Source organism: Noviherbaspirillum sp. UKPF54 (genome assembly GCF_007874125.1).
GTDB lineage: Bacteria > Pseudomonadota > Gammaproteobacteria > Burkholderiales > Burkholderiaceae_D > Noviherbaspirillum.
In genome coordinates this window covers 1,008,793-1,025,035 of record NZ_CP040128.1, presented here as the reverse complement: position 1 = coordinate 1,025,035, position 16,243 = coordinate 1,008,793, and the positions used below count along the sequence as shown (strand labels likewise).

The window sequence follows — 16,243 nt, the reverse complement described above, 5'->3', positions numbered from 1 at the left end:
GGGGCTGTGTCGACCGCGTCCGTCGATGATGCGATCATGGCCCGATTTGGCTGGAAAGGCGCAGGCCGGCACGCCTGCGCCATCGACTCACCTCATTCGAGGCGATGTCCACAATCAGTGCAGCTGATGCTTCAAGTCGGATAGCTCGCGGTGCGCCTGCATGACGGCGCTTCTCAATTCGCCATCCACATTCCCCGAATTTTCGCAGGCGTCCTTGGCGCGATCCCCCAACTCTTCCAGGTCGTCGATGCACTGGCGAATCTGATTTTCATCCTGCGACTGAATCAGGCTCCTCGCCTGCATGGCCCGTTGGTCCAGTTGCTGGATGCTGTCCTTCAAATCCATCGGAAGGCTGGTTGCAGACTGACAGCATTCGGCTGCGTGATGGATGGTGTTTTCAACCTGGTTGAAGCGTTGCTGAATTTCGTTGGCACGCAACATGGTACCTCTCCTATCCGTTGTTGATACAAGTAAAAGGCCGCGGGTATATTTGATGACTACTTGACAAGGGAGTTCCGGGGACGGGGCACCGCTGCGATTGAATAAAAAAATCGGAACGACCTCACCATAGAATGGAGTTAACGACTCCGGTACGGAGGTTCGCTCTTCGCATATCGCGCCCCAGTGCTGGTAAGCCACAATCCTTGTAAGCCGAACTTATGCAGCAACGGCAAGTCAAAATGACAAGAGCGTCGTGACTCCCATGCATCCGGCGCCATCCGCGGCAAGGAGGTCGCCATGAAAAGGGCTGGGCCTGCAATCATCTTGTGCCTGCTGCTCGCATTACCTGCCAGTGGCACCGCATGGGCGCATCAGCAATTCCGCCATTGGCATGGCCACTCGCATGGCAGTGTCGGTATCGTTGTCGGCGTCCCGATCGTCCCGCCAGTGCATTACCGGTCGCCCACCTATTACGCCTATCCGCCCATCGTTGCAGTACCGGCGCCTCCGCCCGTCTACATCGAGCAAGGCGGACGCGACATCGACGAGCAGCCGAATTACTGGTGGTATTACTGCCAGCTACCGCAAGGCTATTACCCGTATGTGCAGCGCTGCCCACAAGGATGGACACGCGTGGCGCCGAAGCCGCCCGATTTACCATAGTTTCTCATGTCCTACGCCAAACACCTGGATCTACCGGCAGCCATCATGACGCTGGCGTTATGCGCGTGCACGACCGTGCCGCCGAACGAACCGAGCGTCCTGGTCCTGCCCGGAACGGGAAAGAGCTTTGAACAGTTCCGTGCCGATAACGCCGAGTGCAAGCAGTTTGCGCAAGAACAGACCAGCGGGCGCACACCGGACAGCGTGGCGTTCGACAGCGGCGTGCGCAGTGCCGCGGTCGGAACGGTCCTTGGCGCCGCGGCAGGCGCCGCGATCAATGGCCGGCACGGCGCCGGCGTGGGCGCCGGCGCCGGGCTGGCGCTGGGCGGACTCGCGGGAACCGGAACCGGACAAAACGCCTCGGAGCGACTGCAGCAGCGTTATGACTTCGGTTACGAGCAATGCATGTACGCGAAAGGACATCGCGTTCCGGTTTCCGGCGGCGACCTGATGAGCGAATTCTTCCATGGACGTGGCGGGCGCTACGTCGCTCCGCCGCCGCCTGCCGCCCCGCCCCGATAAATACCAACAACGCGCCGCCTCGGCAAGCCGCCGATACAAGGCATTTCCGGTACAATCCGCCCCACCATGAATGCACCTCCGAATCTGTTTTCCTATCCCCGTTACCGTTCCGATTACACCACCCCCGCCCCCTTCCTGCCAATGTCGCGCAAGGAGATGGATGCGCTCGGTTGGGATGCGTGCGATGTCATCCTGATTACCGGGGATGCGTATATCGACCATCCGAGTTTCGGCATGGCCCTGATTGGGCGCTTACTGGAAAAGCAAGGTTTCCGCGTCGGCATCATCAGCCAACCGGACTGGCATTCGGCGGAACCATTCCGCGCTCTCGGCAAACCGAACCTGTATTTCGGCATCACGGCCGGCAATATGGATTCGATGATCAACCGCTATACCGCCGACCGCAAGATCCGCTCGGACGACGCCTATACCGCCAATGCCGAACCGAACAAGCGCCCCGATCGCGCGCTGACGGTATATGCGCAGCGCGCGCGCGAGGCCTATCCCGAGACCGCCATCATCATCGGCAGTATCGAAGCCAGCCTGCGCCGCATCGCCCATTACGACTACTGGTCCGACAAGGTACGCCGTTCGGTATTGCCGGATTCAAAGGCCGATCTCCTGTTGTTCGGCAATGCCGAACGCGCATTGGTCGCCCTCACACACCGTCTGGCGGCAGGCGAGTCGATCAAGTCGATCCGCGACCTGCGCGGCACCGCATTCATGGTGCCGCCCGGGTGGAAGCCGGCTGCGGACTGGAGCGAGGCCAATTCGACCCGCGTCGATACGCCGGGAAGGATCGAGGCGCATCCCGATCCCTATGCCACGAAGGATAAAAACACCGATAGCTGCTCTACCGACGGCAAGCCAGCCGAGAAGCCGGTGCTGATCCTGAGCCGCGAAGAGCGGCAGGCCGCGCTGAAGGAACAGCACAACAGGACCGTGGTACGCCTGCCCTCCTACGAGCAAGTCAAGGACGATCCGGTGATGTACGCGCACGCGTCGCGCGTCTTCCACCTCGAATCCAACCCCGGCAATGCACGCGCGCTGGTGCAGGCGCACGGTGAGCGCGACGTCTGGCTCAATCCGCCGCCCCTGCCGCTGGCGATGGACGAGATGGACGGCATCTATGACGTCCCCTATGCGCGCTCGCCGCACCCGAGTTACGGCAAGGCGCGCATCCCGGCCTGGGAAATGATCCGCTTCTCGGTCAACATCATGCGCGGCTGCTTTGGCGGCTGTACCTTCTGCTCGATCACCGAACATGAGGGCCGCATCATCCAGAGCCGTTCCGAACCTTCCATCCTGCGCGAACTCGAGCAGATCCGGGACAAGACCAAGGGCTTCACCGGCACCATCTCGGACCTGGGCGGGCCCACAGCCAACATGTATCGCCTCGCGTGCAAGGACAAGAAGATCGAAGAAACCTGCCGCCGCCCATCCTGCGTGTATCCGAGCATCTGCGTCAACATGAGCACCGACCACAGCAAGCTGATCCAGCTGTACCGCAAGGCGCGCGCCATCCCCGGCATCAAGAAAATCCTGATCGGCTCCGGACTACGCTACGACCTCGCGGTGCGCTCGCCCGAATACGTCAAGGAACTAGTTACGCACCATGTCGGTGGCTTGCTGAAAATCGCACCGGAACACTCCGAGGAAGGCCCGCTGTCGAAGATGATGAAGCCGGGCATGGGCGCCTACTACAAGTTCAAGGAACTGTTCGAAAAGTATTCAAAAGAAGCGGGCAAGGAACAATATCTGATCCCTTACTTCATCGCCGCCCATCCCGGCACCACCGATGAAGACATGCTCAACCTTGCGCTCTGGCTGAAAAAGAACAACTTCCGCCTCGACCAAGTGCAAGCGTTCGTGCCGACGCCAATGGCGACTGCCACCGCGATGTATCACAGCCGTAAGAATCCGCTGCACAAGGTCACCGCAGACTCCGAGACTGTCGAAACGGCGCGCGCCGGTAAAATCCGGCGCCTGCACAAGGCTTTCCTGCGCTATCACGATCCGGAAAACTGGGAAATCCTGCGCGAAGCACTCAAGCGCATGGGACGCTCCGACCTGATCGGAAACAGCGAAAGGCACCTGGTTCCGCGCCACACCCCCACGCCTGCGCTGGCAGCCGTCGAACGAAGCAAGGAAACGCCGGGCCCGGACAAGCTTGCGAAAAAATTTGGCCAAAACAAGCCACGCCCGGGAGCGGCAGTCGTACGCACACCAACCAATAGCCGCTCGTCGCATAAAAAGCCCGCGCATAGCATCAAAACCGGGCGAAAATGAGCCAGGGCAGCCGATATGATTAGCATCGATCGCTGCCACACGCAGTTATAAAAAATAGGAATAACTGGTATCACCACAATAAAGCGGACTTGCGTGGGAGGCAGCGCTATAGTGAAAACGTCTCCTCCAACTCTCCTTGAATTGGATTTAGCCCGCAACCGCAAGGCCTGCGGGCTTTCTTTTTTCCGCCTCCTTTTTTATCTCCAATCCAATCGATGGGCTTTATGAAGCCTTGAGCGTGTTCGCTGGCTAAACGCGGCGATTTTACTCAATAGAAGAATTCCTTTTGAAACCGGCGCACTCAACTGAATTATTCATTCCAATTCACAACATTGACCGTGGCCGCTGGGAGCAACTGTACATTGGAGGCATGGGAAGATGATTTATTGATCCGCATACAACTCATTGATTTTTATCAATTATATTTCCCGAGAACTTGCTTAGCAGACTATTGCATCACAGAACAAGGTCTGTACAATGAAGATCGGAAAGTAGTTGTCCCAATCCAATGAGGCGGGCCATGCAAAAATCAACCAGCCAGGTAGCGGTTACCGTTTCCCGGTTCAACTTCAACAAGCTGCAAGCCGTTGCCTGCATTGCGGCTTCTGCCGCCTGCAGTATTGGTCTGATTTATTGGGCGATCAATTCGTTCAGCTGAATATTCTGATCGAGCCAGCAAGATATCTTGCTGACTGAAGGAAAAAGGGAAAAAGAAAAGCCTGCGCTAGCGCAGGCTTTTCTTTTGGCCGACATTCATGTCGGCGAGAATCCGTGGTGGACAGTACTGGGATTGAACCAGTGACCCCCGCCGTGTGAAGGCGGTGCTCTACCCCTGAGCTAACTGTCCGAAGAGGTCGGCATTATCTCACAAATGCTGCGTCGAATCAATTTGTGATTGCGATGCGCCACACGCAACTGCCTTTCGCTTCTTTGTCCAGTCGGTCGAGCAAGGCTTCGTGCTCGGCCATTTCCTCTGCCGAGGCTTGCAACACGATGATTTCCGCAGTCGTCGCGACCTCAATGACCTCCGTATCGGCCGCACTCGCCTCCGGAACGGCCAGATCGATGGTGAGACTGTTCTGCCCTCGCGTCATCGCGAGATAGACTTCCGCAAGCAGCTCTGCATCGAGCAATGCTCCGTGCAGCGTACGATGTGCATTCGAAATGCCGTACCGGTCGCACAGGGCATCCAGGGAATTGCGCTTCCCCGGATGCATTTCCTTGGCTTGCACCAGGGTGTCCGTTACCATCGCCACGTGCTGCACAAAGCGCGGAAAGCCCAGACGGTCGAATTCGGCATCTAGAAAAGCCAGGTCGAATGGTGCATTGTGAATGATGATTTCCGCATCCTTCACATAGTCACGCAGCGTATCGGCAATCTCGGCGAATTTCGGTTTATCGCTGAGGAATTCCGTGGTCAGGCCGTGCACCGCGAGCGCGCCCTCTTCCGAATCGCGCTCAGGGTTGATATAGGTATGAAAATTGTTGCCGGTCAGCCGGCGGTTGACGATTTCGACACAGCCAATTTCAATGATGCGGTCGCCGGAGCGCGGGTTCAAGCCAGTCGTTTCGGTATCGAGGACGATTTGTCGCATGCGTTTCTTGGGGGAGGTAAGTAGGTTTATCTGAACAAGGAGACCTGACGGGAGCGCGGCGGAGTTCAGGACACGGATGCCACGCCCAAATTGGCTAGCTTGTCGGCGCGCTCGTTGCCGTCATGTCCTGCATGCCCTTTGACCCAGCGCCATTGAATGCTGTGCGTGGCCTGCGCGGCATCGAGCGCCTGCCACAGGTCGACGTTCTTGACCGGCTCCTTCGATGCCGTCTTCCAGCCGCGCGCCTTCCAGCCATGAATCCATTCGCTGATGCCTTTCTGCACATACTGACTATCGGTATGCACAACCACCTCGCAGGGCCGCTTGAGCGCGGACAGCGCCTCGATCACGGCTTTCAGCTCCATGCGGTTGTTGGTGGTATTCCGCTCGCCGCCGAATAGCTCCTTCTTGTGTTCTCCGGCGATCAGCAACGCCCCCCATCCGCCGGTGCCGGGATTGCCCTTGCACGCCCCGTCAGTATAAATCACAACTTTATCCATTCCTGTTTTTCTGCCTGTGTATCTTGTTAGTCGCCGGCACGCCTTGTCGCGCGGTCGCGGTTTGCCTGGTCCACACCGGCCCGATCAAACGCATGCCCCGGATGCGCTTGATTGCCTGAACCATGTAAACCGCGCCGAGATAAGGCCACCAGCGATTGCCGGCCTTTTCCATGAAATTGAAGCGCTTGAGCCATTTCTCCGAGGTGCAGGGCGGCGCATAGCAACCGAAATGACCGCGATTGACCTCCATGTTCAGCAGTTTCAGCCAGTCCTTCAAGCGCGGCACGCTGATGAATTCGCCGTCCTGCGGCAGGAAATGCGCGCCGGTCAGCCGTCCCGCAACCTGGCGCAGTCCCCACAGGCTGGCGGGATTGAAGCCGCAAATAATCACCTGCCCCTCCGGAATCAGCACCCGCTCCACTTCACGCAGTACCTGATGCGGCTCGGCGGCAAATTCGAGCACGTGCGGCAGCACTACCAGATCGAGGCTTTGCGACGCGAACGGCAGCTCGGCGAAGTCATGCACCACGACGACAGGCACGCGCTTGTCGCCGGGCTTCCTATCCGGCATCCGCATATCGGTCAGCCATTTGTTGGGCATGCGATTCGCCTGCAGCGCATTAATTTGCGGCAAACCGATCTGGACTGCATTGAACCCGAAAATATCCGCCGTCAGCTCGTCCAGGCGCGCCTGTTGCCATGCCCGAACGTAGTCCCCGGTCGGCGTTTCCAGCCAAGGGCCGAGCGCTATAATGGATTTTTCAAGTGACGAATGGTCCATCGTATGTTGACTGTATTGGCTGTGCCGGCTTTTCAGGACAATTACTTATGGTTGATTCACGATGGCAGGCATGCCGTCGTGGTCGATCCGGGAGACGCAACGCCAATCCTCGCAGCGCTTAATGCACACCAACTTTCCCTGGCCGCTATTCTACTGACACATCACCATGCTGACCATGTCGGCGGCGTGCCGGACCTGTTGGCAAACTTCCATGTTCCGGTATTTGGACCGCGCCATGAAGCGATTCCGCAAATTACCGATCCGTTGAGCGAGGGCGAATCTATTACGATACCCGAATTGAGCCTGACGCTCGATGTCCTCGATGTCCCCGGCCACACAAAAGGGCATATTGCTTATATCGCACCTCGACAGCAATGGCTCTTTTGCGGCGACACCTTGTTTGCCGGCGGCTGCGGCCGTCTGTTCGAAGGTACGCCCGAGCAGATGGTGGATTCCCTGTCCAAACTGGCCGCCTTGCCGGATGCAACTCAAGTCTATTGCTCCCATGAATATACCCTCTCCAACCTGCGGTTCGCCCGCGAAGTCGAGCCGGACAATATCGCGCTAAACGCGCGCATCCGGGCCGAGCAGGCAAAACGCGACTGCGGCCTGCCCACGATTCCCTCCACCATCGGATTGGAACGATCCACCAATCCTTTCCTGCGCTTTCATGAACCGGCCATTGCGGAGCGGCTCATTGCCTTAAATCATCTTTCTTCCAGGGAACCAATCGCTGTTTTTACTGCCTTACGGCAATGGAAAAACTCCTATCGTTGAGATGGCTCATTCCATTGCAAAATTATCATGATAGATAATAACTATGGAATGTAATAAACCTTGACGCAGGAAAACACGATTACGTAAACTCCCGGACATCCCCATCCGCTCGTCCGACATCGGCGCGTCTTTCAGGCGCGCCGAACGTTTGAGTGCGGGTTACAAGCCAGCCGACTGCCGATGCGGCGGTATACCAAAAGCAAGCGAGGCCTCATGCATCTGCCGAAAACAAAAATATTACCTGTCGCAGCATTTTTTCTCTTCGGCATCCCTCTTACCACGCTGGCCAACGACCTTTCTCTCCCGCTCTACAACTGGGCGCAGGCATCCGCGCTCGACAAGCCGTACGATCCGAACGACCCGATCGCGCAAGTGCTGGCGATGGAAGAGGTCGATGTCTGGGGGCGCATCCGCAAGGGCTTTGGCATTCCGGACCTGAATAATCCTCTGGTCGACAATCAGCTGCAGTGGTACACCTCGCGCCCCGATTACATCCAGCGCACAACCACGCGCGCATCGCGCTACCTGTTCCACGTGGTGCAGGAGCTCGAAAAGCGAGGCATGCCGACCGAGCTGGCGCTGCTGCCTTTCATCGAATCGGCCTTCAATCCGCAGGCTTACTCGACCGCGAAGGCCGCCGGCATGTGGCAGTTCATTCCGTCGACCGGGCGCGACTTCAACCTCAAGCAAAGCGCCTTCAAGGACGAACGGCGCGACGTGCTGGCGTCGACCGACGCGGCACTGACCTATCTGCAGAAGCTGTATGACATGTTCGGCGACTGGCAGCTGGCGCTGGCCGCCTACAACTGGGGCGAAGGCTCGGTGCAGCGCGCGGTCAACAAGAACCGCGCCGCGGGACTGCCGACCGACTTCAACAGCCTGTCGCCATTGATGCCGGTCGAAACGCGCAACTATGTACCCAAGCTGCAGGCGGTCAAGAACATCATCGCCATGCCGGCGCAATACGGCATCACGCTGCCCAAGGTGGAAAACCAGCCGTATTTCGTCACTATCGGCAAGACACGCGATATCGATATCAAAGTCGCCGCGCAGCTCGCTGAGTTGTCGATCGACGAGTTCAAGGCGCTCAATCCGCAATTCAACCGCCCCGTCATCACCGGCAGCTCAGACACCCAGATCCTGCTCCCGCAAAGCAATGCTGCCAAGTTCAAGGCCAATCTGGCGAAATGGGGCCGCGCCTTGTCGTCATGGACGGCGCACAAGGTAACCAGCGCGCGCGAACGAATCGAAACGATCGCTTCGAAATTCCACACCACGCCGCAGGTGATCCGCGAAGTCAACAACATTCCGCCGAATATGCGCTTGAAGGCCGGCTCCACCGTACTGGTGCCGAAAGCCGAGGGCACACCGGAAAAGGATATCGCGCCAGAGATTGCGGACAACGCGACCATCGCGGTCGAACCGGACGTGCCGGACACCCGCCGCATCTATGTCAAGGTCGGCAAGCGTGACACCCTGGCGTCGATCGCCAAACGCAACCAGGTAAGCGTGGCGCAGATCAAGACGTGGAACAGCCTGAAGCATGACAAGGTATCGTCGGGACAAACCCTGCAGCTTCACGTCCCGTACAAGGCATCGAAAAACGGCAGCTATCACGTCGCACGCGGCAGCGCGCCGCACCGCAAGATCGCTCCGCCGGTGCGCAAGAGCAAAGCGACGGCTGCAACGTCCAAAACGCACAAGAAGCACCGCGGCTAACCAATTGCACAGCTGTACGGACCGGACAGGCCGTACAGCTGTGCGATCATTTATTCCTGCCCCGGCGCACCGCTTTCACTCTCCTCCAGCGCCGAGTAACTGGATGCTGCCAGCAGGCGCTTCGTGTACGCCTGGCGCGGACGGGACAGCACCTCTTCCGTGGTGCCGCTTTCGACGACCTTTCCATCCTTCATCACCATCACGCGGTGAGCCATCGCGCGTATGACCGCTAGGTCGTGGCTGATGAACAAATAAGCCATGCCGTACTTGCGCTGCAGTTCGGCGAGCAACAGCAAGACTTGCTGCTGCACCGAGACATCGAGCGATGATGTGGGCTCGTCGAGCAGCAGCAGTTCCGGCTTGAGCACAAGGGCGCGTGCAATCGCAATGCGCTGGCGCTGTCCTCCGGAAAACTCGTGCGGATAGCGCGACATCATTTCCGGTGCGAGGCCGACCTCGGCGAGAGCCTGGGCGACGGCATCGCGCAATCCACCCTTTCCCAGTTGCGGCTGATGCAGTTCCAGCCCCTCGCCGACGATCTGTTCGATGGTGCGGCGCGGCGACAGGGAGGCGAACGGGTCCTGGAACACCACCTGCATCCTGGCGCGCAATGGCCGCAGCGCCGCGCTCGGCATCTCGCTGATCGGATTGCCGACGAATGCGATGCGCCCCGTCACCGCTGCCGAAGACAGACGCAGCAACGCCATGCCCAGCGTCGACTTGCCGGAACCGGATTCGCCGACGATGCCCAGCGTCTCGTGCGGTTTCAAGGCGACGTCAACGTTGTCGACCGCGACGAATTCCTTCTTCTTGAACCAGCCCATCGGAATCGAGAACGTGCAGCGCACCTTGTCGGCCACCAGCAAGGGCTGCGCCGTGTCATCGACGGTGCCGACCGCGCGCGTCGGATGACTGGCCAGCAGCTTGCGCGTATAGGCTTCACGCGGCTGGTCGAACAGATCATGCGTGGTCGCGGTCTCGATCAGGCGCCCGCGCTCCATCACACCTACCCGGTCGGCGAAATGCCGCACCAGGTTCAGGTCGTGGGTGATCATCAGCACGGCCATGTTCTCTTCGCGCTGCAACTGGTTCAGCAGTTCCAGGATCTGCACCTGGATCGTCACATCCAGCGCCGTCGTCGGCTCGTCCGCGATCAACAGCTTCGGCTTGCAGGCCAGCGCCATGGCGATCATTGCGCGCTGGCGCTGGCCGCCGGACAACTGGTGCGGGAATGCGAGTGCGCGGCGCGCAGGCTCCGGAATGCCAGTCTTGTCCAGCAAATCCACCGCGCGCCTTGCTGCCATCTTCGCGCTCAAGCCCTCGTGCAGCATCAGCACTTCGGCGATCTGGTTGCCAATGGTGAACAAGGGGTTGAGCGCGGTCATCGGCTCCTGGAAAATCATCGCGATGTCCTTGCCGCGCACCGCGCGCATCGCCGCTTCCGGCTTCTTCAGCAGGTCGCCGCCCTCGAACAGGATGCTCCCGCCATAGCGTGCACCCTGATTCAGGCGCAGTACGGTGAGAGACGTCACCGTCTTGCCCGATCCCGACTCACCGACCAGGGCGAACTTCTCGCCGGGCGCGATGCTGAAACTGACATCGTGGACCACCGTGGACGACCCGAATGCCACATTCAGGTTCCTGACGTCGAGCAGACTCATGCCTTCCTCCTGACGTCCAGCGCATTACGCAGCGCATCGCCGATATTGGTCAGCAGCAGCAAGGTCAAGGTCAATGCAAAAAAAGTCGACAGCGCAATCCACCACGCGTCCAGGTTGTTCTTGCCCTGCGCCAGCAGCTCGCCGAGGCTCGGTGTTGGCGGCGGCACGCCCAGTCCAAGGAAATCGAGGCTGGTTAGAGACAGGATGGCCGCGCTCATGCGGAAAGGAAGGAAGGTCACGACTGGCGTCAGGCTGTTGGGCAGCACATGGCGCCAGATGATCGTGCGGTTCGACAGGCCCAGCGCGCGCGCCGCCTGCACGTACTCGAGATTGCGGTTGCGCAGGAAATCGGCGCGCACATAGTCCGACAATCCCATCCAGCCGAACAGCGAAAGCAGGATCAGCAACAGGCCGAGGCTGGGCTGGAAGATCGACGCGAAAATAATGAGCAAATACAGTTCCGGCATCGAGCCCCAGATTTCCATGAAGCGCTGGAAGAACAGGTCGGTCTTGCCTGCAAAATACCCCTGGACGGCGCCGGCGAGCACGCCCAGAATCACGCCGGTAACCGTCAGCGCCAGGCCGAACACCACCGAAATGCGAAAGCCATACAGCAGCCGCGCGAACACGTCGCGCCCCCGGTCATCGGTGCCGAGCCAGTTATCCGCCGAGGGCGGCGCCGGATTGGGAGACTTGGCGAAGTAGTTCAGCGTGTCGTAGTAGTAGTGATTGATCGGATAGATCGCCCAGTTGCCCTTCTTCCTGAACTGGTCCTGGATGAAGGGATCGAGGTAATCCGCCGGCGAATCGAAATCGCCGCCGAAGTCCTTCTCCGAGTAGGTGTGCACCATGGGGAACATCAGGGTGCCGTTGTAACGCGCCAGCAGCGGCTTGTCGTTCGATATCACCTCGGCCATCAGGCTCAGGCCGAACAGCACGAGGAAAATGACCAGGCTCCAGTAGCCCCGGCGATTTTCTTTGAAGCGCAGCCAGATGCGGCGCCCCGGAGAAATGGATGGCGTGGAAGCAGTTGCGTTCATCGGTTCAGACTCTCGAATTGCACGCGCGGGTCGGCCCACACGTAGCACAGGTCGCCTATCAGTTTCACCACCAGCCCGATCAGCGTAAACAGGTAAAGCGTGCCCATGACAACCGGGTAATCGCGCCGCACCACGGACTCGTAAGACAGCAGCCCCAACCCGTCGAGCGAGAACAGGGTCTCGATCAGAAGGCTGCCGGCGAAGAAGGCGCCGATGAAAGCCGCCGGGAATCCGGTCACCAGCGGAATCAGCGCATTGCGGAACACGTGCTTGTACAGCACGGCCTGCTCGCTCAGCCCCTTGGCGCGCGCCGTCAACACATATTGCTTGCGGATCTCTTCAAGGAAGGTGTTCTTGGTCAGCATCGTCATCACCGCAAACGAACCGGCAACCGACGCCACTACCGGCAAGGTGATATGCCACAGGTAATCGAGAATCTTGTGGAGCCAGGAGAACTGCTCCCAGTCGTCCGATGTCAATCCGCGCAAGGGAAACCATTGCACGAAACTGCCGCCGCCGAACAGCACGAGCAGCAGCACGCCCAGCACGAAGCCGGGGATCGAATAGCCGATCAGCACGGCGATGCTGGTCGCCACATCGAAGCGCGTGCCTTCACGCACTGCCTTGGCAATACCGAGCGGCAGCGAAATGAAATAGGTGAGGAAGAAGGTCCACATGCCGATGCTGATCGATACCGGCAATTTCGACTGCACCAGCTGCCACACGTCCTTGTGGTGATAAAAGCTCTGCCCCAGGTCGAAGCGCGCAAAGCCCTTCAGCATCAGCCAGAAGCGCTCGGCCGGCGGCTTGTCGAAGCCATACAGCGCCTTGATCTCTTTCACCCGTTCGGCGTCGATGCCCTGGCGCCCGCGATATTCGGAAGCGCCTCCGCCCGAAGCCTCGCCGCCGCCGGTCTGTCCCTTTTTCAGCTCGATCAGGGCCTGCTCGACCGGTCCGCCGGGCACGAACTGGATGACCGCGAAGGTAATCGCCACCACTCCGAGCAGCGTCGGGATCATCAACAGGATGCGCTTTCCAATGTAAGACCAGATATTCATCGTCGCCCTCTCATCTTGCCTTTTGCTGCCACCAGGTTGAAATGACATAGGGGTCGGCCGCATAGTACAGCGGCAGCCTGGCGGGGATGCCGAAGCGGTTGTGGTAGGCGACCCGATGGGTGGAAGAATACCAGTGCGGCACGACGAGGTACTTGTGCAGCAGGACGCGGTCCAGCGCGCGCGCCGCCGCCACCAGCTGCCTGCGCGATTCGGCCATGACCACGGCGGTGATCAGTTTGTCGACCGCCGGGTCCTTCAGGCCCCAGGCGTTGTTGGAGCCTTTTTCATCCGCCGCCTTGGAACCGAGCATGTCGAACAGTTCGTTGCCGGGACTGTTTGTATCCGGGAAGCGGATGCTGGTCATGTCGAAGTCGAATTCTTCCATGCGCTTCTGCACCAGCGCGTAGTCGGCGGTGCGCTGGTTGACCTGGATGCCGAGCTTTTGCAGGTTGCGCACGTACACGGTGATGATGCGCGACAGCGCCGACTGGTCATCCAGGATCTCGAACGTGAACGGCTCGCCCTTGCTGTTGCGCAGTGCGCCGTCGCGGTATTCCCAGCCGGCCTCCTTGAACAGCGCCTTCGCCCGCAGCAGGTTGGCGCGCAGAGAATCGGGCGGATTGGTGCTCGGAGGCACAGGCGCCGGACCGAACACGGCCGGGTCGAGCTTGTCGCGCATCGGCTCCAGCAGTTTCAGCTCATCCTCGCTCGGCATGCCGGTTGCCGCCAGCTCGCTGTTGTTGAAGAAGGAATAGATGCGCTTGTACTGACTGTAGAAAAGCTGGCGGTTCATCCATTCGAAATCGAGCGCCAGGCCCAACGCCTGGCGTACCCGCAGGTCCTGGAACTGCGGATGGCGCAGGTTCATCACGAAACCCTGCATGCCGGCCGCGTTCGAGTGCGGCAGCTCGCGCTTGACGAGCTCGCCGCTGGCGAACTTCGGCCCGATGTAGCTGCGCGCCCAGTTCTTCGCGCTGTACTCGACCACCACGTCGAATTCGCCGGCCTTGAACGCCTCCAGGCGCGCCACATCGTCCTTGTAGAAGCGGTACACGATGCGTCCGAAATTAAACATGCCCCTGCGAGCCGGCACGGCGTCGCCCCAGTAGGCGGGATTGCGTTTGTAGGTGATGGAGCGACCGACGTCGTAGCGTTCGATCAGGTACGGGCCGGTTGAAATCGGCGGTTCAAGCTGGATCTTGTCGAACGAGGTGTTCGCGCCCCACTTGCGGGAAAACACCGGCACGCCGCCGACGATCAGCGGCAGTTCGCGGTTGAGGGTCTTGAACTCGAAGCGTACCGTGCGGTTGTCCACCACCACGCACTGCTTGACGTCGGCGAACACTGTCTTGAACTGCGGCGAGCCCTTGGCCAGCAGCGTATCGTAGGAATACTTGACGTCGGCGGCGGTGACCGGGTCGCCGTTGTTGAAGCGCGCCTTCGGGTTCAGCCGGAAGGTCATCGACATCCGGTCCGGTGCCAGCTCCATATCCTCGGCCAACAGGCCATACATGGTCGCCACTTCGTCCGACGATCCGGTCGTGAGCGTCTCGAACATCAGGTTGGACACCCCGGCGGCCGACACGCCCTTCAGGGAAAACGGATTGAATTTGTCGAAGCTCGTGCGCCGGTCGGGATTGGCGAGGTACAGCTCCCCGCCGCGCGGCGCATCCGGATTGACGTAATCAAAGTGCGCGAAGCCAGCCGGGTATTTCGGCGTGTCGTACAGAGAGAATGCATGGGCCGCAAACGCACTGCTGCTGGCGTGAAGGCAACTAACGAGCAGAAAGGAAAAAAGGAATTTACGCATCCGCCTATATATGAAAGAAGCTGTCGCGCATAGCCGCACAGAAGCAGGCTATTGTACCCATTTAAAAGAAGATCGCATGGCGCCTCGCGGAAAATGCCATTGACATCCGAAGCCTCTAAGCAATGGCCTCCGACGGTTTTATCACGGGAAATTTGTTTGAAAATTGATTTCCAGCATGCTCAATGGCGAAAGCAAAAGTTGCCCTTGAGCCCACTCCCCCCTACAATCTTGCCCAGTTAAAAAATCTGAACCACGAAAAACGGCAAAACGTTCGTCTTTTCGGCGCGCCATGCGCTTAGGACCGACGATACTGTCCAAAGCGCATAAAATACGCAAAATCATTTGGAGTCATTTATGGCATTCCTACAAGGCAAAAAAATCCTGATCACAGGCCTCCTATCCAACCGCTCCATCGCTTACGGCATCGCCCAGGCATGCAAGCGCGAAGGCGCCGAACTGGCATTTACCTATGTCGGCGAGCGCTTCAAGGAGCGCATCACCGAATTTGCGAAGGAATTCGACAGCAATCTGATCTTCGATTGCGACGTTTCCAGCGACGATCAAATCAACGCGCTGTTCGCCGATCTCGGCAAATCCTGGGATCACCTAGATGGTCTGGTGCATTCGATCGGTTTTGCGCCGCGCGAAGCGATCGCCGGCGATTTCCTGGACGGCCTGTCGCGCGAGGCTTTCCACATCGCGCAGGACATTTCTGCCTACAGCTTCCCCGCGATGGCCAAGGCAGCGCTGCCGATACTGAGCCCGAATGCGTCGCTGCTGACCCTGACCTATCTGGGCGCGGTGCGCGTCACGCCGAACTACAACACCATGGGCCTGGCAAAAGCGTCCCTGGAAGCCAGCGTGCGCTACCTGGCCGAATCGCTCGGCCCGAAAGGCATCCGCGTCAACGGCATTTCGGCCGGCCCGATCAAGACCTTGGCCGCGTCCGGCATCAAGGATTTCAGCAAGCTGCTCGGCATCGTCGCCGCGCATGCCCCGCTGCGCCGCAATATCACGATCGAAGACGTGGGCAACACCGCGGCCTTCCTGCTGTCCGAACTCGCCAACGGCATCACCAGCGAGATCACCTATGTCGACGGCGGCTTCTCGCACGTGATGTACGCGCCGACTGAATAAAACCGAAGCCCTGCCCCGGATTGGCTTGCTCGCCAATCCGGCTAACGTTGCGCGAAGCACGCTTCGTGCAACGCTCCCTTGCCCCGCCTGCGTCAAAATAAATTCGGCAGCGAACAGATTTAGTCTGTATAATTCGCCGCTGTGCACTGCAACAAGCAGTCACTTGAGCAGCATCGCAACCCTTTAGCTGTACGATAAAGCCATCCCGCCTTCTGGTGTTGACGTTCCAGACACCGCCCCGGCGCAAAGC

The 16,243-nt window shown here is 59.3% G+C and carries 16 protein-coding genes and 1 tRNA gene; 7 read left to right on the top strand and 10 right to left on the bottom strand.

From position 1 onward, the window contains the following. Positions 1-114: 114 nt before the first annotated feature. Positions 115-441: a hypothetical protein gene (locus tag FAY22_RS04860; protein WP_146329170.1), complete on the bottom strand. Its 327-nt coding sequence runs from the start codon at positions 439-441 to the stop codon at positions 115-117. A 297-nt stretch (positions 442-738) separates the two neighbouring features. On the opposite strand from FAY22_RS04860, the gene FAY22_RS04855 reads away from it, so the two are divergent. From FAY22_RS04855 to FAY22_RS21945, 4 genes are all read left to right on the top strand, one after another. After that, positions 739-1,104 carry a hypothetical protein gene (locus FAY22_RS04855; protein WP_168204775.1) on the top strand — a complete coding sequence of 122 codons (366 nt, stop codon included), beginning with the start codon at positions 739-741 and terminating at the stop codon, positions 1,102-1,104. Positions 1,105-1,110: 6 nt separating this feature from the next. Beyond that, on the top strand, positions 1,111-1,626 hold the full coding sequence (locus FAY22_RS04850; protein ID WP_146329169.1) for a hypothetical protein: 516 nt from the start codon (positions 1,111-1,113) through the stop codon (positions 1,624-1,626). Between the two features lie 66 nt (positions 1,627-1,692). Continuing rightward, entirely contained in the window at positions 1,693-3,915 is a 2,223-nt protein-coding gene (locus FAY22_RS04845) for a YgiQ family radical SAM protein (RefSeq protein WP_146329168.1), read from the top strand. 520 nt (positions 3,916-4,435) lie between these two features. Beyond that, positions 4,436-4,573: a hypothetical protein gene (locus tag FAY22_RS21945; protein ID WP_168204774.1), complete on the top strand. Its 138-nt coding sequence runs from the start codon at positions 4,436-4,438 to the stop codon at positions 4,571-4,573. 114 nt (positions 4,574-4,687) lie between these two features. On the opposite strand, the gene FAY22_RS04840 is transcribed toward FAY22_RS21945, so the two are convergent. From FAY22_RS04840 to FAY22_RS04825, 4 genes are all read right to left on the bottom strand, one after another. Further along, positions 4,688-4,762: transfer RNA gene (locus FAY22_RS04840), tRNA-Val, on the bottom strand. A gap of 37 nt (positions 4,763-4,799) precedes the next feature. Further along, a complete protein-coding gene (gene dnaQ / locus FAY22_RS04835; protein WP_146329167.1) occupies positions 4,800-5,510 on the bottom strand; it encodes a DNA polymerase III subunit epsilon in 711 nt (236 codons plus the stop codon). A 65-nt stretch (positions 5,511-5,575) separates the two neighbouring features. Beyond that, complete coding sequence (gene rnhA / locus FAY22_RS04830; protein WP_146329166.1) at positions 5,576-6,010, bottom strand: ribonuclease HI; 435 nt, start codon at positions 6,008-6,010, stop codon at positions 5,576-5,578. Beyond that, on the bottom strand, positions 6,003-6,791 hold the full coding sequence (locus FAY22_RS04825) for a class I SAM-dependent methyltransferase (protein ID WP_146329165.1): 789 nt from the start codon (positions 6,789-6,791) through the stop codon (positions 6,003-6,005). Before FAY22_RS04825 ends, rnhA begins: the two co-directional genes overlap by 8 nt. Positions 6,792-6,794: 3 nt before the next feature. Between FAY22_RS04825 and gloB the strand changes: the two genes are divergently transcribed. Continuing rightward, positions 6,795-7,568, top strand: coding sequence for a hydroxyacylglutathione hydrolase (gloB, locus tag FAY22_RS04820; RefSeq protein ID WP_146329164.1), 774 nt, complete (start codon positions 6,795-6,797; stop codon positions 7,566-7,568). A gap of 213 nt (positions 7,569-7,781) precedes the next feature. Next, positions 7,782-9,287, top strand: a complete 1,506-nt coding sequence (locus FAY22_RS04815) for a transglycosylase SLT domain-containing protein (RefSeq protein WP_146329163.1) — start codon at positions 7,782-7,784, stop codon at positions 9,285-9,287. A gap of 50 nt (positions 9,288-9,337) precedes the next feature. Here the strand turns inward: FAY22_RS04815 and FAY22_RS04810 are convergent, their stop codons facing one another. The 5 genes from FAY22_RS04810 to FAY22_RS04790 form a co-directional block, all read right to left on the bottom strand. Then, a complete protein-coding gene (locus tag FAY22_RS04810; protein ID WP_146329162.1) occupies positions 9,338-10,948 on the bottom strand; it encodes an ABC transporter ATP-binding protein in 1,611 nt (536 codons plus the stop codon). Beyond that, on the bottom strand, positions 10,945-11,988 hold the full coding sequence (locus tag FAY22_RS04805) for an ABC transporter permease (protein ID WP_146329161.1): 1,044 nt from the start codon (positions 11,986-11,988) through the stop codon (positions 10,945-10,947). Before FAY22_RS04805 ends, FAY22_RS04810 begins: the two co-directional genes overlap by 4 nt. Beyond that, positions 11,985-13,046, bottom strand: coding sequence for a microcin C ABC transporter permease YejB (locus FAY22_RS04800; protein ID WP_146329160.1), 1,062 nt, complete (start codon positions 13,044-13,046; stop codon positions 11,985-11,987). Before FAY22_RS04800 ends, FAY22_RS04805 begins: the two co-directional genes overlap by 4 nt. Before the next feature lie 10 nt (positions 13,047-13,056). Next, entirely contained in the window at positions 13,057-14,856 is a 1,800-nt protein-coding gene (locus tag FAY22_RS04795) for an extracellular solute-binding protein (protein WP_146329159.1), read from the bottom strand. 141 nt (positions 14,857-14,997) lie between these two features. Beyond that, the gene (locus FAY22_RS04790) at positions 14,998-15,198 is read right to left on the bottom strand and encodes a hypothetical protein (protein ID WP_146329158.1); all 201 of its coding nucleotides are present in this window, start codon (positions 15,196-15,198) and stop codon (positions 14,998-15,000) included. 12 nt (positions 15,199-15,210) lie between these two features. On the opposite strand from FAY22_RS04790, the gene fabI reads away from it, so the two are divergent. After that, positions 15,211-15,993, top strand: coding sequence for an enoyl-ACP reductase FabI (gene fabI / locus FAY22_RS04785; protein ID WP_146329157.1), 783 nt, complete (start codon positions 15,211-15,213; stop codon positions 15,991-15,993). The last annotated feature ends 250 nt before the right edge of the window (positions 15,994-16,243 follow it).

Excerpts from the sequence above, each read along its gene's own strand:
- dnaQ (WP_146329167.1), bottom strand. The coding sequence starts at position 5,510 with ATGCGACAAATCGTCCTCGATACCGAAACGACTGGCTTGAACCCGCGC.
- FAY22_RS04795 (WP_146329159.1), bottom strand. The coding sequence starts at position 14,856 with ATGCGTAAATTCCTTTTTTCCTTTCTGCTCGTTAGTTGCCTTCACGCC.
- FAY22_RS04850 (WP_146329169.1), top strand. The coding sequence starts at position 1,111 with ATGTCCTACGCCAAACACCTGGATCTACCGGCAGCCATCATGACGCTG.
- FAY22_RS04800 (WP_146329160.1), bottom strand. The coding sequence starts at position 13,046 with ATGAATATCTGGTCTTACATTGGAAAGCGCATCCTGTTGATGATCCCG.
- FAY22_RS04825 (WP_146329165.1), bottom strand. The coding sequence starts at position 6,791 with ATGGACCATTCGTCACTTGAAAAATCCATTATAGCGCTCGGCCCTTGG.
- FAY22_RS04860 (WP_146329170.1), bottom strand. The coding sequence starts at position 441 with ATGTTGCGTGCCAACGAAATTCAGCAACGCTTCAACCAGGTTGAAAAC.
- fabI (WP_146329157.1), top strand. The coding sequence starts at position 15,211 with ATGGCATTCCTACAAGGCAAAAAAATCCTGATCACAGGCCTCCTATCC.
- FAY22_RS04855 (WP_168204775.1), top strand. The coding sequence starts at position 739 with ATGAAAAGGGCTGGGCCTGCAATCATCTTGTGCCTGCTGCTCGCATTA.
- FAY22_RS04790 (WP_146329158.1), bottom strand. The coding sequence starts at position 15,198 with ATGATTTTGCGTATTTTATGCGCTTTGGACAGTATCGTCGGTCCTAAG.
- FAY22_RS04805 (WP_146329161.1), bottom strand. The coding sequence starts at position 11,988 with ATGAACGCAACTGCTTCCACGCCATCCATTTCTCCGGGGCGCCGCATC.
- FAY22_RS04845 (WP_146329168.1), top strand. The coding sequence starts at position 1,693 with ATGAATGCACCTCCGAATCTGTTTTCCTATCCCCGTTACCGTTCCGAT.
- FAY22_RS04810 (WP_146329162.1), bottom strand. The coding sequence starts at position 10,948 with ATGAGTCTGCTCGACGTCAGGAACCTGAATGTGGCATTCGGGTCGTCC.
- gloB (WP_146329164.1), top strand. The coding sequence starts at position 6,795 with ATGTTGACTGTATTGGCTGTGCCGGCTTTTCAGGACAATTACTTATGG.
- FAY22_RS21945 (WP_168204774.1), top strand. The coding sequence starts at position 4,436 with ATGCAAAAATCAACCAGCCAGGTAGCGGTTACCGTTTCCCGGTTCAAC.
- FAY22_RS04815 (WP_146329163.1), top strand. The coding sequence starts at position 7,782 with ATGCATCTGCCGAAAACAAAAATATTACCTGTCGCAGCATTTTTTCTC.
- rnhA (WP_146329166.1), bottom strand. The coding sequence starts at position 6,010 with ATGGATAAAGTTGTGATTTATACTGACGGGGCGTGCAAGGGCAATCCC.